Origin of the sequence: Micromonospora sp. LOL_015 (genome assembly GCF_048060275.1) — a bacterium.
Classification (GTDB): domain Bacteria; phylum Actinomycetota; class Actinomycetes; order Mycobacteriales; family Micromonosporaceae; genus Micromonospora_E.
Genome location: NZ_JBHMIO010000007.1, coordinates 121,452 through 139,583, shown reverse-complemented (window position 1 = coordinate 139,583; position 18,132 = coordinate 121,452). Strand labels below are relative to the sequence as shown.

The 18,132-nt window shown below is 73.2% G+C and carries 10 protein-coding genes; 1 reads left to right on the top strand and 9 read right to left on the bottom strand.

The features are described from left to right. Window positions 1–41: 41 nt before the first annotated feature. Both ACFHWU_RS09685 and ACFHWU_RS09680 read right to left on the bottom strand, forming a co-directional pair. On the bottom strand, window positions 42–704 hold the full coding sequence (locus tag ACFHWU_RS09685) for a GNAT family N-acetyltransferase (RefSeq protein WP_416590334.1): 663 nt from the start codon (window positions 702–704) through the stop codon (window positions 42–44). A 121-nt stretch (window positions 705–825) separates the two neighbouring features. After that, window positions 826–5,892, bottom strand: a complete 5,067-nt coding sequence (locus tag ACFHWU_RS09680; protein ID WP_416590333.1) for an NAD-glutamate dehydrogenase — start codon at window positions 5,890–5,892, stop codon at window positions 826–828. A gap of 249 nt (window positions 5,893–6,141) precedes the next feature. On the opposite strand from ACFHWU_RS09680, the gene ACFHWU_RS09675 reads away from it, so the two are divergent. Next, the gene (locus ACFHWU_RS09675) at window positions 6,142–8,064 is read left to right on the top strand and encodes a penicillin-binding transpeptidase domain-containing protein (protein WP_416590332.1); all 1,923 of its coding nucleotides are present in this window, start codon (window positions 6,142–6,144) and stop codon (window positions 8,062–8,064) included. Between the two features lie 44 nt (window positions 8,065–8,108). Here ACFHWU_RS09675 and ACFHWU_RS09670 read toward each other — a convergent pair whose 3' ends face one another. From ACFHWU_RS09670 to ACFHWU_RS09640, 7 genes are all read right to left on the bottom strand, one after another. Then, on the bottom strand, window positions 8,109–8,483 hold the full coding sequence (locus ACFHWU_RS09670; RefSeq protein WP_416556182.1) for a type II toxin-antitoxin system VapC family toxin: 375 nt from the start codon (window positions 8,481–8,483) through the stop codon (window positions 8,109–8,111). Continuing rightward, complete coding sequence (locus ACFHWU_RS09665; RefSeq protein WP_282232049.1) at window positions 8,480–8,734, bottom strand: type II toxin-antitoxin system Phd/YefM family antitoxin; 255 nt, start codon at window positions 8,732–8,734, stop codon at window positions 8,480–8,482. Before ACFHWU_RS09665 ends, ACFHWU_RS09670 begins: the two co-directional genes overlap by 4 nt. 74 nt (window positions 8,735–8,808) lie before the next feature. Next, window positions 8,809–10,005, bottom strand: a complete 1,197-nt coding sequence (locus tag ACFHWU_RS09660) for an arginase family protein (protein WP_416590331.1) — start codon at window positions 10,003–10,005, stop codon at window positions 8,809–8,811. 9 nt (window positions 10,006–10,014) lie between these two features. Next, window positions 10,015–10,935 (bottom strand): tetratricopeptide repeat protein, encoded by a 921-nt coding sequence (locus ACFHWU_RS09655; RefSeq protein ID WP_416556180.1) that lies wholly within the window; start codon window positions 10,933–10,935, stop codon window positions 10,015–10,017. A gap of 6 nt (window positions 10,936–10,941) precedes the next feature. Continuing rightward, the gene (locus tag ACFHWU_RS09650; RefSeq protein WP_416590330.1) at window positions 10,942–14,022 is read right to left on the bottom strand and encodes a hypothetical protein; all 3,081 of its coding nucleotides are present in this window, start codon (window positions 14,020–14,022) and stop codon (window positions 10,942–10,944) included. After that, a complete protein-coding gene (locus tag ACFHWU_RS09645; protein WP_416590329.1) occupies window positions 14,019–17,201 on the bottom strand; it encodes an FtsX-like permease family protein in 3,183 nt (1,060 codons plus the stop codon). The genes ACFHWU_RS09650 and ACFHWU_RS09645 overlap by 4 nt, the downstream gene beginning before the upstream one ends. Beyond that, window positions 17,202–18,077 carry an ABC transporter ATP-binding protein gene (locus ACFHWU_RS09640; protein ID WP_416590328.1) on the bottom strand — a complete coding sequence of 292 codons (876 nt, stop codon included), beginning with the start codon at window positions 18,075–18,077 and terminating at the stop codon, window positions 17,202–17,204. Window positions 18,078–18,132: the final 55 nt, after the last annotated feature.

The following is an 18,132-nucleotide window of genomic DNA, read 5'->3' as shown; positions in this document are numbered from 1 at the left end:
GAAGCCGGCCCGGATGTCAGGCCAGGAGCGCCGGTGCTCGGTCAGTCGGCGGAGATGCCGTACGCACTCCAGCCCCGGTCGCGGAACCCGGCGGCCGAGGCCACCTTCGCCGACGCGGCGTTGCCCACCGCGTGCAGGTACGTGGGGACGGCGCCGCCGTCGAGCACCCGACGGGCGGCCTGGGCGACCAGCCGGCGGGCCAGGCCACGACCACGCGCCGCCGGTACGGTGCCGACCGCGATCTCCTGGCCGTGCGCGTCGTGCCGCTTCAGCCCGACCCCGGCCAGGAACGTCCCATCGGCGTCCCGGGCGACCAGCACCGGGTTGGTGAACTGCCGCAGCCAGGGTGGCAACGACTCGTCAGCGGAGCCGACCCAGTCCCCGGCGTCGGGCAGCGGCGCCGGCGCCAGACAGTACCGGAACACGGTGCGCTGCGCCCGCCAGCCGGGACGGCCGACCGCGGTGGGCAACTTGGCCAGCAGATCGGTGAGCGGCAGGTCGGTCAACGCGCGGACCGCCTCGACCTTGTCGGGTGGCACGGACAGCACCGCGCCGCCGGGCGCCCCGACGCCGACCACCGGATGCGGCCGGCCGTCCCAGCCCGGTCGGACTCGCCGCTCCGAGCCGACCACCTGCAACGCCCGGCCGGCCGGCCACTGACCCAGCCAGCTGACCAGATGGTGGTAGAGACGCTTGTCCAGCATCCTGCCTGCCTCCTGCCGTACGGAACGGCCCGCACGCCGCCCTGATGGAGAAGCCGTTCACCCGCCCGGAAACGCCTCTGTCTACCCTGCCGAAAGTATGCAGCTTTTCCGGCCGATGTGGTCAGTTGGCCGAAGATGTGCGAACCAGTGTCCGGATCTGGCGCAGCAGCACCGACAGTGCGGCGAGGTCGGCCGGTGAGTGGGCGAAGTCCTCCATCGCCCGCCGTACCCGGGCCACCGCGCTGGCGTTGTCCTGCTCCCACTGTTCGGCCCGGTCCTGCACCGCCAGCTCGCCCGGGGTGGCGGTGAGCACCTCGACGGTGAGCGCCGCCAGCGCGGCGTACAGGTCGTAGCGCAGCGCGGTACGGGCCAGCGTCTGCCAGCGGTCTTCCCGGGGAAGCAGCGAGATCTTGCTCAGCAGCCAGTCGACCCGGAACCGTTCGGAGAGCATGAAGTACACCGAGGCGACCTCGGTGACGTCGCAGCCGGTGTCGGCGGCGGTCTCCACCACGTCGAGCAGCCCGAAGCTGTACATGATCCGAGTGGCCCGGTCGGCGAGATCCGGCGGCAGACCGCGACCGGTCATGGTGTCGACGTGGGCCCGCAGCGACTCCCGCTCGTCGCCCCGGAAGTAGTCGCCCAGCTCCGGCAGCAGTCGCGACACCCCTTCGCGCAGCCGGGCGGTCTCCCCCGACACGTCCAGCGGGGACTTGCGGTTGGTGACCAGCCAGCGGACGGCCCGGTCCAGCAGTCGCCGACTCTCCAGGTAGACCGCAATCTGCGCGGCGGTGCTAACCACGTTGTCCAGTGCGTCGATGTCGGCCCACAGCGTGTCGAGCCCGAACACGTCGCGGACCACCACGTAGGCCCGCAGCACGTCGGCGGCCGACGCTCCGGTCTCCTCCATCGTCCGGTAGACGAAGGACATGCCGCCCCGGTTGACCGCCTCGTTGACCAGGCTGGTCACCACGATCTCCCGGCGCAGTCGGTGGTCGGTCATCCGGGCGCCGTACCGCTCGCGCAGCGGCGTCGGGAAGTAGTCGGCCAGCACCCGGTCGGTCCACGCCTCGTCGGGCAGCCCGTCGGCCAGCACCTGCCCCTCGATGGAGATCTTGGCGTAGGCGAGCAGCACCGCGAGCTCGGGCAGGGTCAACCCGTCCGCGCCGGCGCGGATCCGCTCCGCCAGATCGTCGTCGGACGGCAGCGCCTCCAACTCCCGGTCCAGCTGCCCGGACTGTTCCAGGTCGGTGATCATCCGCCGGTGCACCGGCAGCAGCGGACGTGCCTGGGCGCCGGCGTTGGCCAGGGCCCGAGCCTGGTCGTAGTTGTCCCGCAGCACCAGCGCGGCGACCTCGTCGGTCATCTCCACGAGCAACGCGTCACGCTGCGGTACGGTCAGCTCGCCATCGGCCACCGCGCCGCCCAGCAGGATCTTGATGTTGACCTCGTGGTCGGAGCAGTCCACGCCTGCCGAGTTGTCGATGAAGTCGGTGTAGATCCGCCCGCCGGCGGTCGCGTACTCGATCCGGCCACGCTGGGTGAGCCCCAGGTTGCCGCCCTCGCCGACCACCTTCGCCCGCACCGACCGGCCGTCGACCCGGATCGGGTCGTTGGCCTTGTCGCCGACGTCGGCATGCGACTCGTCGGAGGCCTTGACGTAGGTGCCGATGCCGCCATTGAACAGCAGGTCCACCGGGGCGCGCAGGATCGCCCGGATCAGCTCCGGCGGGGAGAGCAGGTCGACCCCGTCGTCGAGGCCGAGCGCCGCGCGGACCTGCCGGCTGACCGGCACCGACTTGGCGGTACGCGGGTACACGCCACCGCCGGCCGAGATCAGTCCGGTGTCGTAGTCGGCCCACGACGACCGGGGCAGGTCGAACAGTCGCCGCCGCTCGGCGTACGAGGTGGCCGCGTCCGGATCCGGGTCGAGGAAGATGTGCCGGTGGTCGAAGGCGGCGACCAGCCGGACGTGTTCGGACAGCAGCATCCCGTTGCCGAACACGTCGCCGGACATGTCACCGATGCCGACCACCGTGAATTCCTGCCGTTGGACGTCCACCCCCAGGTCACGGAAGTGCCGTTTGACCGACTCCCAGGCCCCCCGCGCGGTGATCCCCATCTTCTTGTGGTCGTAGCCGGCCGACCCGCCGGAGGCGAACGCGTCGCCCAACCAGAAACCCCGGGAGATCGAGATTGCGTTGGCCACGTCGGAGAAGGTCGCGGTGCCCTTGTCGGCGGCGACCACCAGGTACGGGTCGTCGCCGTCGTGACGCACCACCCGATCCGGCGGCATGATCTGCCCGGCGACGATGTTGTCGGTGACGTCGAGCAGACCGGAGATGAACTGCTGGTAGCAGGCCACCCCCTCGGCCTGGGCCGCTTCCCGGTCCGGTGGCTCGGCCGCCGCCCGACCGCGCGCGGTACCGCCGGGCTGCTTGACCACGAAGCCACCCTTGGCGCCGACCGGCACGATCACCGCGTTCTTCACCATCTGCGCCTTGACCAGGCCGAGCACCTCGGTACGGAAGTCCTCCCGCCGGTCCGACCAGCGCAGCCCGCCCCGGGCGACCTCGCCGAAGCGCAGGTGCACACCCTCGAACCGGGGCGAGTAGACGAAGATCTCGTACGCCGGCCGGGGCGCCGGCAGGTCCGGGACGGCTTGCGGGTCGAGCTTGATCGCTACGTACGGGACCGGGCGACCGTCGGTGCCGCGCTGGTAGAAGTTGGTCCGCAGGGTGGCCAGGATCAGGGTCAGGTAGCTGCGCAGGATCCGGTCCTGGTCGAGGCTGTCCACTTCGTCGAACTGGCGGCCGATCACGGCGACCAGTTCCTGGCCGCGCCGGCGGCGGCGCTCGTCGTCAACGGCGGGCCCCGGCGCGAACCGGGTTTCGAAGAGTTGGATCAGCAGCGCGGCGATCGCCGGGTAGGCGACGAAGGTGGACTCCATGTACTCCTGGGAGAAGACCGCGCCGGCCTGGCGCAGGTACTTCGCGTACGCCCGCAGCACCACCACCTGCCGCCAGGTCAGCCCGGCGCGCAGCACCAGCTCGTTGAGCCCGTCAATCTCCACCTCACCGCGCCAGGCCGCCGAAAACGCGTTCTCCACGTGCGGCCGGACCTCGGCCATCGCCCGCGCGCCGACCGGCAGCCGCAGCCCGAAGTCGTACAGGTAGATCCGCTGGTCGACCCGGTCGATCTCGTACGGCCGTTCGTCGATTACCTGCACGCCGAGCGAGTGCAGCACCGGCAGCACATCGGACAGCACCATCGGTTCGCCGTACCGGTAGACCTTGAACCGCACGTCCCGCTCGTCGACCTCGGCGCCGCCGGGCGGCCGGAACAGGTGCATCTCCAGCTGGCCGGGCTCCTCCAGCAGCTCCAGCTTGGCCAGGTCCTGGACCGCCTCGTACGCGGTGTGCTCTTCCTTGTACCCCTCCGGGTAGGCGCCGGCGTACCGCCGGTGCAGCGACTTGGCCGACTCGTCGCCCAGCTTGCGTTCCAGCACCAGCCGGAAGTCGTCCTCCCACAGCCGGGTGGCTTCGGCGAGCAGTTCGGCGAGCCGGTCCGGGTCCAGCTCGGCGGGCGGCGAGGCCGGGTCGGTACGCACGATGAAGTGCACCCGGGCCAGCATCGACTCGGTTACCCGGGTGGTGTAGTCGACGCCGACGCCGTTGAGCTCGCGCAGCAGGATCTGTTGCATCCGCAGCCGGTTGTGGGTGGTGAACCGATCCCGGGGCAGGTAGATCAGGCAGGACAGGAACCGCCCGTACCCGTCGGAGCGCAGGAACAGCCGCAGCTGCCGGCGGCCGGCCATCCGCAGTACCCCGAGTACGGCGTGGTAGAGGTCGTCGGTGCGGATCTGAAACAGCTCGTCGCGCGGGTAGGTCTCCAGGATCTGCAGCAGATCCTTGCCGGAGTGGCTGCGTGGGCTGAGACCGGACCGTTCCAGCACCTCGGCGACCTTGCGCCGGACCACCGGCAGCTCCTGCACGCTGGTCCGGTACGCGGCGGTGGAGAACAGCCCGAGGAACCGGCGCTCGCCCACCACCGTACCGGCCGAGTCAAAGACCTTGACGCCGACGTAGTCGAGGTAGGCGGCCCGGTGCACGGTGGCCCGCGAGTTGGCCTTGGTGATGATCAGCAGCCGCTGTTCGAGCGCCTTCGCCGCCGCCTGCGGGGTCATCGAGGTGAGCGGGCGGGGCCGGGTCTGGTCCTGGCGCAGGATGCCGAGCCCGGAACCGAGCACCGCTACCAGCGCTTTGTCCCCGTCCGCGTTGTCGACCAGCCGGTACTCCCGGTAGCCGAGAAAGGTGAAGTGGTCGTCGGCCAGCCAGCGCAGCAGCTCGACCGAGTCGGTGAGGTCCTTCTCCGGCACCGGCGGTGCGTCGGGTGATCCGGGCTCGGCCCGGTCGAGTTCGTCGGCCAGGGCCAGGGCCCGCTGCCGCATCCGGGGCCAGTCCTCCACCGCTTCCCGCACGTCGGTGAGGACCCGCTGCAGGTCGCGGCGCAGCCGGTCCAGGTCACCGGCGATCCGGATCGGGTCGATCTCGATCCGAATCCAGCTCTCCACCAGGTCGCCGTCGATCGCGTCGTCCGGCTCGACGTCGGCCGCCACCTCAGTCAGCTGGCCGAGTGGTTCGCGTCGGACCACGACCAGCGGGTGCACCAGCAGATGGACGTCGAAGTGCCGCTCGGTGAGCAGCGCGGTCACCGAGTCGACCAGGAACGGCATGTCGTCGGTGACGATCTCGATGACGGTGTACGGCCGACCGTCGCCGGGCGGGGTGAGCCGCAACTTCAATTCGCCTGGCAGCCGGTGCCCGGCCAGCTCCCGGTGCGCCCGAGCGGCGTCGAGCATCTCCTGCGGGCGGCAGCCGACCAGCTCCTCGTCGGCGGCGAACCGCCAGAACCGGTCCACCAGAGAGGCGGCGTCGTGGTCGGCGTCGGCCAGCGATACCGCCTGGGCGATCAGCCGCTCGGCGCTGGGCATCGGTTCGTCGTACCCGGTGTCGTCGGTGTCGTCGACCACGGCGGCCAGCGCCGACTCCGGCGGCGCGAACGTCTGAAGGTCGAACACCTCGTCCGGATCCGGCTCGGACTGGCGGTGCGGCCCGGCGCTCTGCCGGCGACGCTGCCCGTCACCGCCCGAGGCCTGGCGTTTCGACTTCGTGACCGGACGGCGGTTCATTGGCGCAGACTCCCCTCGGCCCCACCACGCTGTGGGGTCAACCTCGGCCAAGCCTATTCCTCCCGGATCGTCGTTCCGACGGCACACCGGCACCCCGTCGTCGGCTTGGCGACACGCTCTGACCACGTCGTGTGATATGCCCTGGACGAAACGGGACAGCGGTTCATCTGGTACCCCGAGGGACAGCGGTCCATGCGCGCACGTACTACCGTTCCGGTGTCCGCCATGCGTCCGGAAGGGGGCCGTCGCATGCGCCGCAAGGCGACCGTCGCGACCGCGCTGCTACTCGCCGTCACCACGCTGACCAGCTGTTCCTCCGATGACGGACCGGACGCCACGGTCGCCGCCTTCATCGACGGATGGCACTTCGGTGACCTCACCGACACCGGCTTCATCACCCCGGCCGGCGAACGGGTGCCCGCCACCGACGTCACCGAGGAGTTGACCGCCCTCGTCGGCGACCTGAAGGACACGCCACCGCAGCTACGCCGGGACGGCGACGCCGAGGTGACCGAGGACATCGCCACCGCCACCATCGCCGTCGAATGGGCGCTCCCCGGCGACGTACGGTGGAGCTACCCGACGTCGGTCCGGCTACGCCGGGGCGCCGACGACGCCTGGCAGATCATCTGGGAGCCGGCGATCGTCCACGACCGGCTCGGCAGCGGCGACCAGCTGGCACTGAACCGGCTCGTCCCGCCCCGCGGCGCCATCCTCGACGGGGCCGGGCAGCCGATCGTCGCGCCGCGCCCGGTGGTGGTGGTCGGCGTACAGCCCAGCGAGGTCGACGACCCGGCCGCCCTGGCCGCCCAGCTCGACGCCGCGTTCCGGGCGATCCGACCGGCGATCAGCCCGCCGGTGGACGTCTCCGGGCTGGCGGACCGGCTCGACGCGGCGAGACCGGACGCCTTCGTCGAGGTGGTCACCCTGCGCGAGGAGGCGTACGAGCAGATCCGGGACCGGATCTACGAGCTGCCCGGCACCAAGTTCCGCCGGCAGGAGTGGGACCTGGCCCCCACCCGGGAGTTCGCCCGCGCGCTGCTCGGCACCGTCGACCCGGTGCAACGGCAGGACATGGCGGCGCACCCCGGCCGGTACGAGGTCGGCGACCTGGTCGGCCACGGCGGCCTGCAGGGCGGGTACGAGGAGCGGCTACGCGGCGTACCCGGGTATTCGGTGCAGATCGTCGGCACAGCTCCGGACGGCAGCGTCTCCGGTGACGAGGTGGTGTTTCGTGCCGACGCCCAGCCGGGTGAGCCGCTGCGGACCACGCTGGACACGGCCGTACAGACCGCCGCCGACGCCGCGCTGGCCGACGAGGAGCAGCGCGCCGCGCTGGTGGCGGTGCGGGTCAGCGACGGCGCGCTGGTCGCCGTCGCCAACGGCCCCGACGGCGGCACGGAGAACCTGGCGTTGACCGCACAGGTCCCGCCCGGCTCCACGTTCAAGATGGTCAGCGCGTTCGGCCTGCTCGAAGCCGGCGCGGTCGACCCGGACGCGCCGGTCGACTGCCCGAAGACGGCCACCGTTGACGGGCGCACGTTCACCAACTCGGACGGCTTCGAGCTGGGCCGGGTGCCGTTCCGGACCGCCTTCGCCAAGTCGTGCAACACCACCTTCGTCGAACTGACCCCGCAGTTGGATGCGGACGGGCTGGCCGATGCGGGTCGGCTGCTCGGGCTGGAAGGCGAGTGGCGGCTCGGCGTGTCCGCCTTCACCGGCGCGGTCTCCGCCGGCGGCCCACCGGCGGAACGGGCCGCGGCCGCCTTCGGCCAGGGCACCACGCTGGTCAGCCCGGTGGCGATGGCCGGCGCCACCGCCGCAGTCGTCCGGGGGCAGTGGCGCCAGCCGACGCTCATCGTCGAGCCGCCGCCGTCGGCGGTGCCGGACGGCCCGCAGCTGGACGCGGCGGCGGTGCAGGCGCTGCGGACGATGATGCGTGAGGTGGTCACCGACGGCACCGGGCAGGCGTTGCGGGACGTGCCGGGCGAGCCGGTGCACGGCAAGACCGGCACGGCCGAGTACGACGACGACCCGGCGAACACGCATGCCTGGTTCGTCGGCTGGCAGGGCGACCTGGCCTTCGCCGTCTTCGTCGAGCAGGGCGGCTCCGGCTCCGGGCGGGCGGTCCCGATCGCCGAGCGGTTCCTACGTGGCCTCGCCGCCAGCTGACCCGGCAACGGCCCCTGGTTGGCGAAATCGATCTGACCGGGTTGTCACACCTTCAAGATGTCCACGTCGTACAGCGCTATGGACGAGTCGCGGGAGGCGAGCGTGATCCCCTCGACGGTTGCCTGTGCCACCAGCATTCTGTCGAAGGGGTCTCGGTGATACGCGGGTAGGCGACCGGCCGCGATCGCGTGAGCGTGGGTCACCGGTAGTTCGACGAAACCCATGTTCCGTACTTGTTCGGCGAGGTCGGTCGGGCCGGTGAGCTTTCCGGTGGCCTGCTTGATGGTGATCTCCCACAGGCTGACCGGGGACAGGAAGATGTCCGGGTCGTGGCGGAGCCGGTTGAGGAAGTCGTCGCCGAGGGTGGTGTCGCCGGTGATGGCCCACAGCGCGACGTGGGTGTCCAGCAGCAGGCTCATGCGCCGACGCCGAAGTCGGCGGCGATCTCGGCGTTGGTCTGGGCCGAGTCCCAGTCCCCGGACAGGTCCAGCTGCCCCGCGAGTGAGCCGACCGCGGTCCGATTGGCTCGACGTACCAACGGCACCACCTTCGCCACCGGGGTACCTGCCCGGTCGATGATGATCTCCTCGCCGCGCTCCACCCGCTCGATGATGCGCGAGAGGTGGGTCTTGGCGTCGTGCATGTTGTAGTGCACGGCCTCGGCAGACATGACTAGACCTCCCAGTTAGCTAGCAGCTTAGTCCACTCCGGCATGGTGGCGCGACGATTCCCAGCGGTAACAGATCACGTGTCGGCGGCGGACGGAGCCGGCGGTTCGGCGGCCGGCGGTTGTTGCGGCGACGGGTTGGTGGAGTCAGCGGCAGGAGGCCGCGGGGACGGCGCCTGCCGCCGTAGCCGTCCGGGCTTGGCCGCCCCACCACCTGGCGCGCTCCGATCCGCGACCGTCAAGGTCACCGCTGGTGGCGGCACCGCCGGCCGCAGCCCGGCAACCGCCGGTGTCTCCTGCTCGGCAGGGGCGGCAACAGTCGAATCGGCTGCCGGTGACGGTGCCTGCTCAACCGGAACGCGGTCGGCGTGCACCGGGCGCAGGCCGGCCACCAGGGTCGAGACGATGTCGGCGGCGTAGCTGCCGTCCGGGTCGTAGTCGGGGTCGAAGACGGTCAGCTCGACGCCGAGGCAGTGCGGGGTGTCGACCAGGTCCGCGAGCAGCAGCTCCAGCTCGGCGAAGGCGATGCCGCCCGGATCCGGCGCGTCGACCGCCGGCATCACCGCCGGGTCGAGCACGTCCACATCGACATGCACCCAGTAGCCTGCGCAGTCGGCCAGCTGGTCACGGGCCCACTGGGCGCTGCGCGCCGCCCCCTCCGCACGCAGCTCCGGCACCGGGCGGGTGACGATACCGGCCGCCTGCAGATCCAGCCGGTACTCGTCCTGGGCCCGGATGCCGAGCACCACGACGTCGATGTCGCGAAAGTACGGCCGGCGGCCCTCGATCCCCGCCAGATCCGGCTGGCCCCGCCCGGTGACCAGGGCCAGCCCTTCGCCGGCCGCCGCACCGACGTAGGAGGCGTTGCCGGGATGCCGGAAGTCGGAGTGCCCGTCGACGTAGACCAGGCCGATCCGCCCACCGACCGCCTCGCCGAGCCGGTGCATGGCGAGCGCCCCGCCGAGCAGGATCGAGCAGTCGCCGCCCAGCACCACCGGGAACTCCCCAGCGTCGATGACGGCACCGATCCGCCCGGCGAGGGCGAGCGTGTACGCCGAGATCGACCCGGCGTGGCAGACCCCGTCACCGGGTCGCCAGTCCGCCGGGTCGTACCGGGGCGGGGTGAGGCACCCGGCGTCACGGGCGCTGAGCCGACCCACCAGCTGATGGTCCCGCAGTGCGCCGGGCGCTTTCGCGCAGCCAGGCACCGACGTCCCGGTCGGCGGTCGCAGACCGAGATTCGACGGTGCGTCCAGTACGGCGATCCGGCGCATCGGCGGGGCTCAGAACAGTGCGCTGGCCAGCGCCCGGCGGGCCCTGGTCACCGCCGGGTCGTCCGGACCGGCCACGGTGAACAGCGACACCAGGTGTTTGCGGACGGTCTCCCGGTCGTCACCGGCGCTGCGCCGGACCAGGTCGATCAACCGCTGGTACGCCTGCTCCGCCTGACCGCCGAGCACCTCCACGTCGGCGGCGAGCAGCTGGGCCGGTACGTCGTCCGGTGCCGACGCCGCCGCGTCAAGCGCGGCCGCCGGGTCCACCCCCTGCACCCGACGGGCCAGGGCGACCTGGGCCAGCCCGGCCTCGGCGGCGGTGTCCGCCGGCGCCTCGTTGAGGATTTTCCGGTAGGCCTGCTCGGCGGCCTCCAGGTCGCCCATCATCAGCGCCTCGTCGGCGGCGTTGAGCAGCGGATTCTCCGGCTCCTCGACGGTGACGCCGCCGGCTTTGAGCACGGCGCCGATCCACTGCCGCAGCTGGGCCTCCGGCACCACTCCGGCGAACGCGTCGACCGGCTGGCCGCCGACGACGGCGTACACCATGGGAATGCTCTGCACCCGGAACATCTGCGCCAGACGCTGGTTGCTGTCCACGTCGATCTTGGCCAGCGTCCAGGCGCCGCCGCCCTCGGCCGCTAGTCGCTCCAGCAGCGGCGACAGTTGCTTGCAGGGCTCGCACCACTCGGCCCAGAAGTCGATGACCACCGGTGTGGTCATCGAACGTTCGAGAACCTCGGTCTGGAAGGTCGCCTCGGTGACATCGATGACGGCACCGGCTGCCGCCGGTGCGCCGGCTGCCGGGCCGCCACCGGCCCGGGTCGGGGTCCCGTCCGGCCGGCTCCCGCCGGCCGGCGCTGCGCTGCGCAGCGAGCTGAGGTCTACCGCGCCGCGAGTGAAAATCGACGGGGTGGTACGTGGGTCGCTCATGGTTACCTAGTCTCGCACGCGCAGGGCGCGTCCCAACGCCAGCGCCACCGCCCCGAACAGCAGCATGACGCCGATCACGGGGAGCAGCACGGCGACCGGCCGGGGCCAGCGCACCGGGGCCAGCGGGACCGCCTCCTCGACGGTGACCGGCAGGTAGCTGCCGCTCAGCCACCAGGCGAGCAGCGCGCCGCCGAGCCCCGTCGCCGCGGCCAGCAGCACTGCGGGCAGACCGCTCCAGCGCAGCGAGCCGGCCGCCGACCGGGACGGCAGTCCCTGGGTCCGCAGCGCGGTCAGGTCCTCGGCACGACGGCGCCGTTCGACCATGGCCAGTAGCACCATCCCGGAGCCGGCGAGGATCACCGCCAGGGCGGCGGCGAGCAGGTGGAACCAGATCGCCAGGGCCGGTGCCTGCCGGTCCAACCCGGCCCGGACCTGCTCCGGGGTGAACTCGCCGGTGACGGTGAGCCCGGCCGCGTCCAGCTGCTCGGCGAGGTCCGCCGGTGCCCGGGGACCGAGCCAGACCTGGGCCGTTTCGAGCCCGGTCTTCTCGGGCACCGCCCGTACGGCGTACTCCATGTCGACCAGGAAGCCGCGGTCGCCCAGCGCCGGCAGCGCCGGGACCGGGTCGGCGTCGGCCGTCAGCTGCGCACCGGTGGGTAGCAGCGCCGTGGTCGGGTTCAGCCCGGATGCCCGGTCGTCGGCGCGGGCGGTGACAGCCGGCAACGGGTACGGCGTGTCGGCCGGCAGCGCCCACGGGTCGGGGGCGGCCCCACCGGCGAGCAGTCGCAGCCCGTCCGGCCCGGCCTCGGACGGATCACCGGACGGATCACGCCAGCGCTGCTCGTCGGTGAGCTCCGCCGGCCCGAGTAGCTGCTCCCCATCGACGGAGAGGCCGGTGAGGGTCACCTCACGCACCCGAGGGTCGACCTCGGTGTCCGGGTCGACCGCACCGGCGGTGCCCGGTTCGAGCCGGACGGACAGCCCGGCGAGCTGGCATCCGTCGGCGCACTCGACCGGAATCCGGTAGGTGTGCCGCCCCAACCGGGCGAACGTGGCCTCGGCCGCCGCACCGCCCGACGGCGACCGCAGGTGGACGGTGAACCGTACATCGTCGGCCGGACCGGTGCCCTGCGGGTCGGGCCGCCCCGGATCCGCCGACGGGTCGGGCTGTGCCGGGGCGGCGTCGACGACCAGGTCCACCGAGATCTCCGTCCCGTTGACGGTGATCGGCGCGGTGGCGGCCGGTCCGCGCAGCGCCTCGGCGACGTCAGCGGGGCCGGCCGGGCCGAACTCCGGTCGCCAGCGGGCGGTGGCGGCCAACGCCGACGTGTCGGCGAGCAGCACCGGGGCGTCCGCGTCGGTGGCGGCGAAGCCGACCGCCATCGCGTACTCGCCGACCGGGTCGACCGTCCGTACGGCCGTCAGCAGCGTGCCGGCGTCGACGGGCAGCAGGGTCAGCACCCGGTCCGCGCCGCCGCGCACCTCGGCCAGCGCCGCCCGCGACTGGCGGGCCACGTCGAACGCGCTGGCCGCGTAGCCGGTCAGCACCACGGTGACGGTGAGCAGGGTGAACAGCCGTTGGCTGGCCGGCTGCCGGGCCAGGTGCAGCAGCCCCAGCGCCGGGCCGAGCCGGCCCCGGCGCAGCGCGACCGCGCCGAGCCGGCCGGTCAACGGCGCCACCACCCGCGCCGCCAGCAACGCCACCGTTACTCCGATCAACGCCGGCACCAGCAACGACACGCCGATCAGCTGGCTGTCGAACAGCCGCAGCTGTGCCACGGCGACCGCGGTCAGGGCCACCATCACCGTCTCTGCCAGCAGCGAGGTCCAGAGTCGGGACCGGGCCGGCACCCGGCGCAGCAGCTCGGCGACCGGGCTGGCCAGCTCCCGGCGCTGGGCGGCCAGCACGGCGAGCAGCGCACCGACGACGGTGGCGCAGCCGGCCAGCACGGCCGTGCCCGAGGTGACTGGGGCGAACCGGCCCTCCTCCAGGCGCAGGCCGGCGAGCAGCCCGACGGCGACCGAGCCGAGCAGGTAGCCGGCCGGCGCGCCGAGGGCGATGGCGGCAGCCGGCTCACCGGCGGCCAGCGTCCACCGGGTCCGCCGAAGGATCCCGCGCAGCGCGATCAGGCCCAGCTCGGTACGGCGGGCCGCGGTACCGGCTGCGACCGCGACGAAGACGACGAACAGACAGAGGATCACCAGCGGGACGGCCGCGACCGGCACCACCTGCCGGGTCAGCGCCTGGGCCGACGAGATCCGCTCCAGCAGCGGTCCGACGTCGTCGGACAAGTAGACGTACCCGGCGCCGTCGGCGCGAACCTGCTCAGCGAGCCGGGCCAACTGCTCGCTGAGGCCCGCCAGCCGGTCCGGTTTTAACGCATCGGCCTCGGCCAGCGCATCCACGCCCCGGTAGTCGCTGCCCCGGTCGATGGCGTCGACGACGTACCGGCCGGTGAATACCGGTTCGCGGTAGGCGTCCAGGGCCCCTGGGACGAAGTACGGCGTCCGGCCCCAGTAGAGCGCATCCGGGTCCACCGGTTCGTAGACGCCCACGACGGTGATCTCGGCCGGCGCCCCGCCCGGGCGGTAGCTGCGCTGCACCGGGGCGTAGTCGGCCCAGGTGACGGTGACCGGGGTACCCGGGGCCAGGTCCAGCCGCCGGGCCGTGTCCGCCCCGATCACGACCTCGTTCGGCGACATCAGACAACGCCCCGCGACCATCCGCAGGTTGGCGCAGACGTCCTCGCGGAAGACCAGGTAGGAGATGTCGGTGGCGACGGGTTCCAACCCGAGCATCGGCATCTGAACGGTGTAGACGGTGCGGAAGCCGCGCAGGTCGAGCACGGCACCGGTGACCGCCAGGAGGCCGGCTTCCTCCCCGGGTAGCACGTCAGGGACGGACAGGGTGACCGTGCGGTCGCCACGGTCGGCAGCGTCGAGCTCCGCCGCCACGACGGCCCGGTCCGCAGCGGCCAGGTACGCCGGGCCGGTCACCGCGGCGGCGGTGGCGAACGCGCTCAGCAGGAAGACGACCAGCGCCTGCCCGCGCCGGGCGGCGAGCATCGACAGCAGCAGGGAGATCATCCGACGTCTCCGTCCCGGTCGCCGGCCATGAGCGGGTTCGGACCGGCCGGCGGACCGACCCGGGAACCGGCCGGCGGACCGACCCGGGAACCGGCCGGCGGACCGACCCGCAAGTCGACGGCCCGGACCAGCCGGGCACCGGCGAACGCGGCCGCCGCACCGAGCACCCCTACCGCGACGAGCACGCTGACCAGCAGCGGAACGGCCTGCGGACCGATCCGCAGCGGCAGTGCGGCCCAGTTGTCGACGAAGATCGGCATCGTCTGCCGGATCGGCAGCTGGGCGAGCACGGTGGCCACCAGGCCGACAACCACCGCGAGCGCCACGGCGACGGCGTACCCGCCGTAGGCAATCCGGGCAACGGCGCGGGCCGGCAGCCCCTGCGTCCGCAGAGCGGCCAACTCGGCGGCCCGGTCGTCGCGTTCCACCGCGGCGACCACCGCCAGCGCCCCGGCCGCCAGCAGCAGCCCGATCAGTCCGGCGGCCAACTGGAACCGCAGCGCCGATGGCGGACCCTGGCGGCCGAGCTGCTCAATCACCGCCGCCCGGGAATCGGTGCCGATGATGGTCAACCCTTCGGCAGTGAGCCGGTCGGTCAGGTTCCCGGGCGCGTCGGGGGCGAGCCAGACCTGCGGCACGTCGCCGAAACCGGCTCCGTCGGCCAGCCGGTCGGCCCGTTCCAGGTCGACCAGGTACCCGCGCTGGCGGGCCTGCGGCAAAGCGGCGGCCACCGACACGTACCGCACCGGCAGCTCGGCACCGCCGAACACGGCGAGCCGTGGCTCGCCCGGAACGTCCGGGGCGAGCTCCGGCCCGGAACGCACCACCGGCACCGGCACCGGCGCGTCGATCGGATGGATCCGGGTGGACCGCTCCCGGTGCACCCCGCCCGGTGACGGGGTAGTGAGGGTCACACCGCCCGGCCCGGCGCTGATCCGGGGGCCGAGGGCGCCACCGGCGACCGCGCCACGCCAGTTTCCGATGTCGCCGAAGTACGCCGCGTCCAGCCGGGGTGTGGTGGCCCCGGCCAGATCGTGCAGGGTGATCGTGAGATCGGGTTCGGCCGGCACCGGTACGCCGTTCCAGGCAGGTTGGACCAGTTCGAGTGACGTCAGCCGGCAGCCGTCCGGGCCGCATCCGGTCACCGTGGCGGGATGCTCGGCACGATCGGTGTCGAGCGGGCCGAACACCACCTGCACCGGCTCTCCGGCCGGGTCGACCAGGTGCGCCACGACGCTGACCGGCACCTCGTCCGGTCCGGTGGCGGTCAGGACCAGCGGACCGTCACCGACCCGAACCTCGGTGACCGGCGGGGTGAGCGCGGCGGCGACCTCGGCGGCGACCTGGCCGTAGCCGGGGTGCCAGGCGGCGACCTGGGCGAACCGGGAGGCGTCGACGGCGAGCACGTACTGGGCCGACCCGGGATTGTTGCCGACCACCGCCATCGCGTACCGGCCGGACGGGTCGGCGGCGCGGACCGCGGCCAGCAGGTGGGCCCGGCTGCGGGCCTGCACGGTGAGCACCTGGTCGGCGCCGGTGGCGTGGGTGGCCCGGACGGCCCGCGCGGAGACCGATTCGGTCCAGCTGCCGATCGCGGTGCCGAGCAACGCCACCCCGACCGTGAGCAGGGCGACCAGCCGCGCGGTCCCCGGCCGGCGGGCCAGGTGCAGCGCGGCCAGCGCGGCGGGCAGCCGACCGGCGCGCAGCAGGGCCGCCGCAGCCCGGCCGGCCACCGGGGTGGCCGCCCGGCCGGCGGTCAGCGCGATTGCCAGGGCCAGCAACGCCGGGGCGAGCAGCACCAGAGCACCGGCCTCGTCCGGCTCAGCCGCGCCGACGTACGCCTGGTAAAGCCCGGCCCCGGCGACGGCCACCGCGATCAGGTCGACGACATCGGCCCGCCAGCCGCGCTGCCGGGCCGGCACGTGCCGGAGCAGATCCACCACTGCGGCACGGGCGTTGCGCAGGTCGGCGGCGATCGCGGCGACCAGCGCGCCGGCGACGGCGGTGCCGGTCGCGGCGAGGGCTAGCCGGGCGGCGGAGCCGGCCTGCTCCGGGTCCGGGCCGGCACCGGCGAGCAGCCGGGCGGTCACCAGGCCGGCGGCGACACCGACCAGCGCGCCGACGATCATCGGCAGCCCGCTCTGGCCCACCGTGAGCAGCCACACCCGCCATCGGGCACCGCCGCGCAGTTTGACCAGTCCCAGGTCACGGCGGCGGTGCACGGCGGTGTGTCGGACGGCGAAGAACAGGGCGAACCAGGACAGCAGCAGCAGTTGCCCGGCGGCGACGGCGACACCGAGCTCGACCAGTTGGCGGTGGCGGGCGATCTGGTCCACCAGGATCGCCGCGTCGGTGCGGACCTGCCAACGGCCGATGACGCCACCACCGTCGTCCCGGCGGATCTCGGTGGCCAGGTCGACTCCGGCGAGGTAGGCGGCGGCCGGCAGCACCAGGTGGTGGGTGGCGAACAGGTTGTCCGCCGGTACGGCGGCCAGCGTGCCGGCGGTGGCGAAGACCGGGTCACCGCTGTCGGCGTCGGTACCGCCGCCGCTGAGATCGTCGAACGCCCAGTACGGCTCGCCCGGATCAGTCACCTGGTAGGTCCCGGTGACGGTGAGGAGCACCGGTGCGCTGCGGCTCGACTGATGGGTGATCCGGTCGCCGACCCCGACGCCGAGCCGTTCGGCGCTGCGTGCGCTGAGCACCGCCTCGCCGGGGCGCTGCGGGCAGGTGCCGGTGACGGTCAGGTGTTCGCAGACCTGCTCCCGGTGTGTCAGGCTGGCGGCCAGCTCGGCCTGGCCGCTGGCGACGGTCCCGGTGCTCCACACCGAACTGCTCGCCGCCGCACCCGGGTAGCCGATCCGCTCGGCGCCGGCGTCCCGGGCCCGGTCGATCAGGTCGGCGCCGGTGGCGTCGAGTTCGGTGCGGTCCCCGGCGGCCGGGTCGACCTGCTGGTCGGCGGCGACTTCGGCGGCGGTGCTGGCGACCCGGCCGGTGGCGCGGGCGGCCAGCAGGTTGGGGCCGGCCGCGTCGACCGCAGCCTCGGCGACGGTACGGGTGGTCGCCGCCGCGTACCAGGGGGCGGCGGTGGTGGCGGTGACCGCGAGTGCGGTGAGCACCAGCAGGGCGACGGCCTGACCGGCCCGAGCCCGGACCGCGCCGACGAGCAGTGCGAACACTCAGACTCCTGTGCCGTCGACGCCGTCGGGCAGCAGACCGGGCGGGGCGGCCCCGCCCACGACCAGGGTTACCGCGCCGTCGGCCTGGGCCACCCGCAGCAGGGTGCCGGGTGGGAAGTCGCCGAGCACCTCGGGCGGCAGCTGCACCGTACCGTCGCCGGCCACCACCGCGAAGTCCTCACCGTCGCGGCCCTCGGCGCCGACCCGGCCGTCCCGGATGGTCACCGCCCGACCGAGCCGGGCACCCACCTGCGCGTCGTGGGTCACCACCACGATCGTGGTCTCCCGTTCCCGGTTGATCGTCTCCAGCGCGTCGAGCACTTCGTCGCGGCCCCGGGTGTCGAGTTGACTGGTCGGTTCGTCGACCAGCAGCAGGCCGGGCGAGGCGGCGACGCCGACGGCGAGCGCGGCCCGCTGCCGGGCGCCCGGCGTCAGCTCGGCGAGCCGGTCATTGCCGCAGCCGGGCAACCCGACCAGGTCGAGGATACGGTCCGGGTCGTCCAGGTCGATGCCGGCGGTGGCGGCGGCCCGCCGCTGGGCCAGCCAGACGTTGCGGCGCAACGTCGCGTACGGCAGCAGGTTACGGGCGGCGCCCTGCAGCACCACGCCGATCTGGGTGCCCCGCAACCGGGCGACCTCCCGGTCGGAGAGTTTGCCCAGGTCGTAGCTGCCGACGCTGACCCGGCCGGCGGACGGGCGCATCAGCCCGGCGAGCAGCGCCACCAGGGTCGATTTGCCGGAGCCGGACGGGCCGACCAGGGCGAGCATCTCCCCGGGGTTGATCCGCAGGTCGACGCCGGAGAGCGCGACCACGTCGCCGGCCTCGCCCCGGTAGATCTGCACTACCCGTCGGCAGCTCACCGCAAGTCCCGTCACGGCGTACTGCCTACCATGAATCCCTTGGAACCGCTGCCCCCGATTGGGTGGCCGG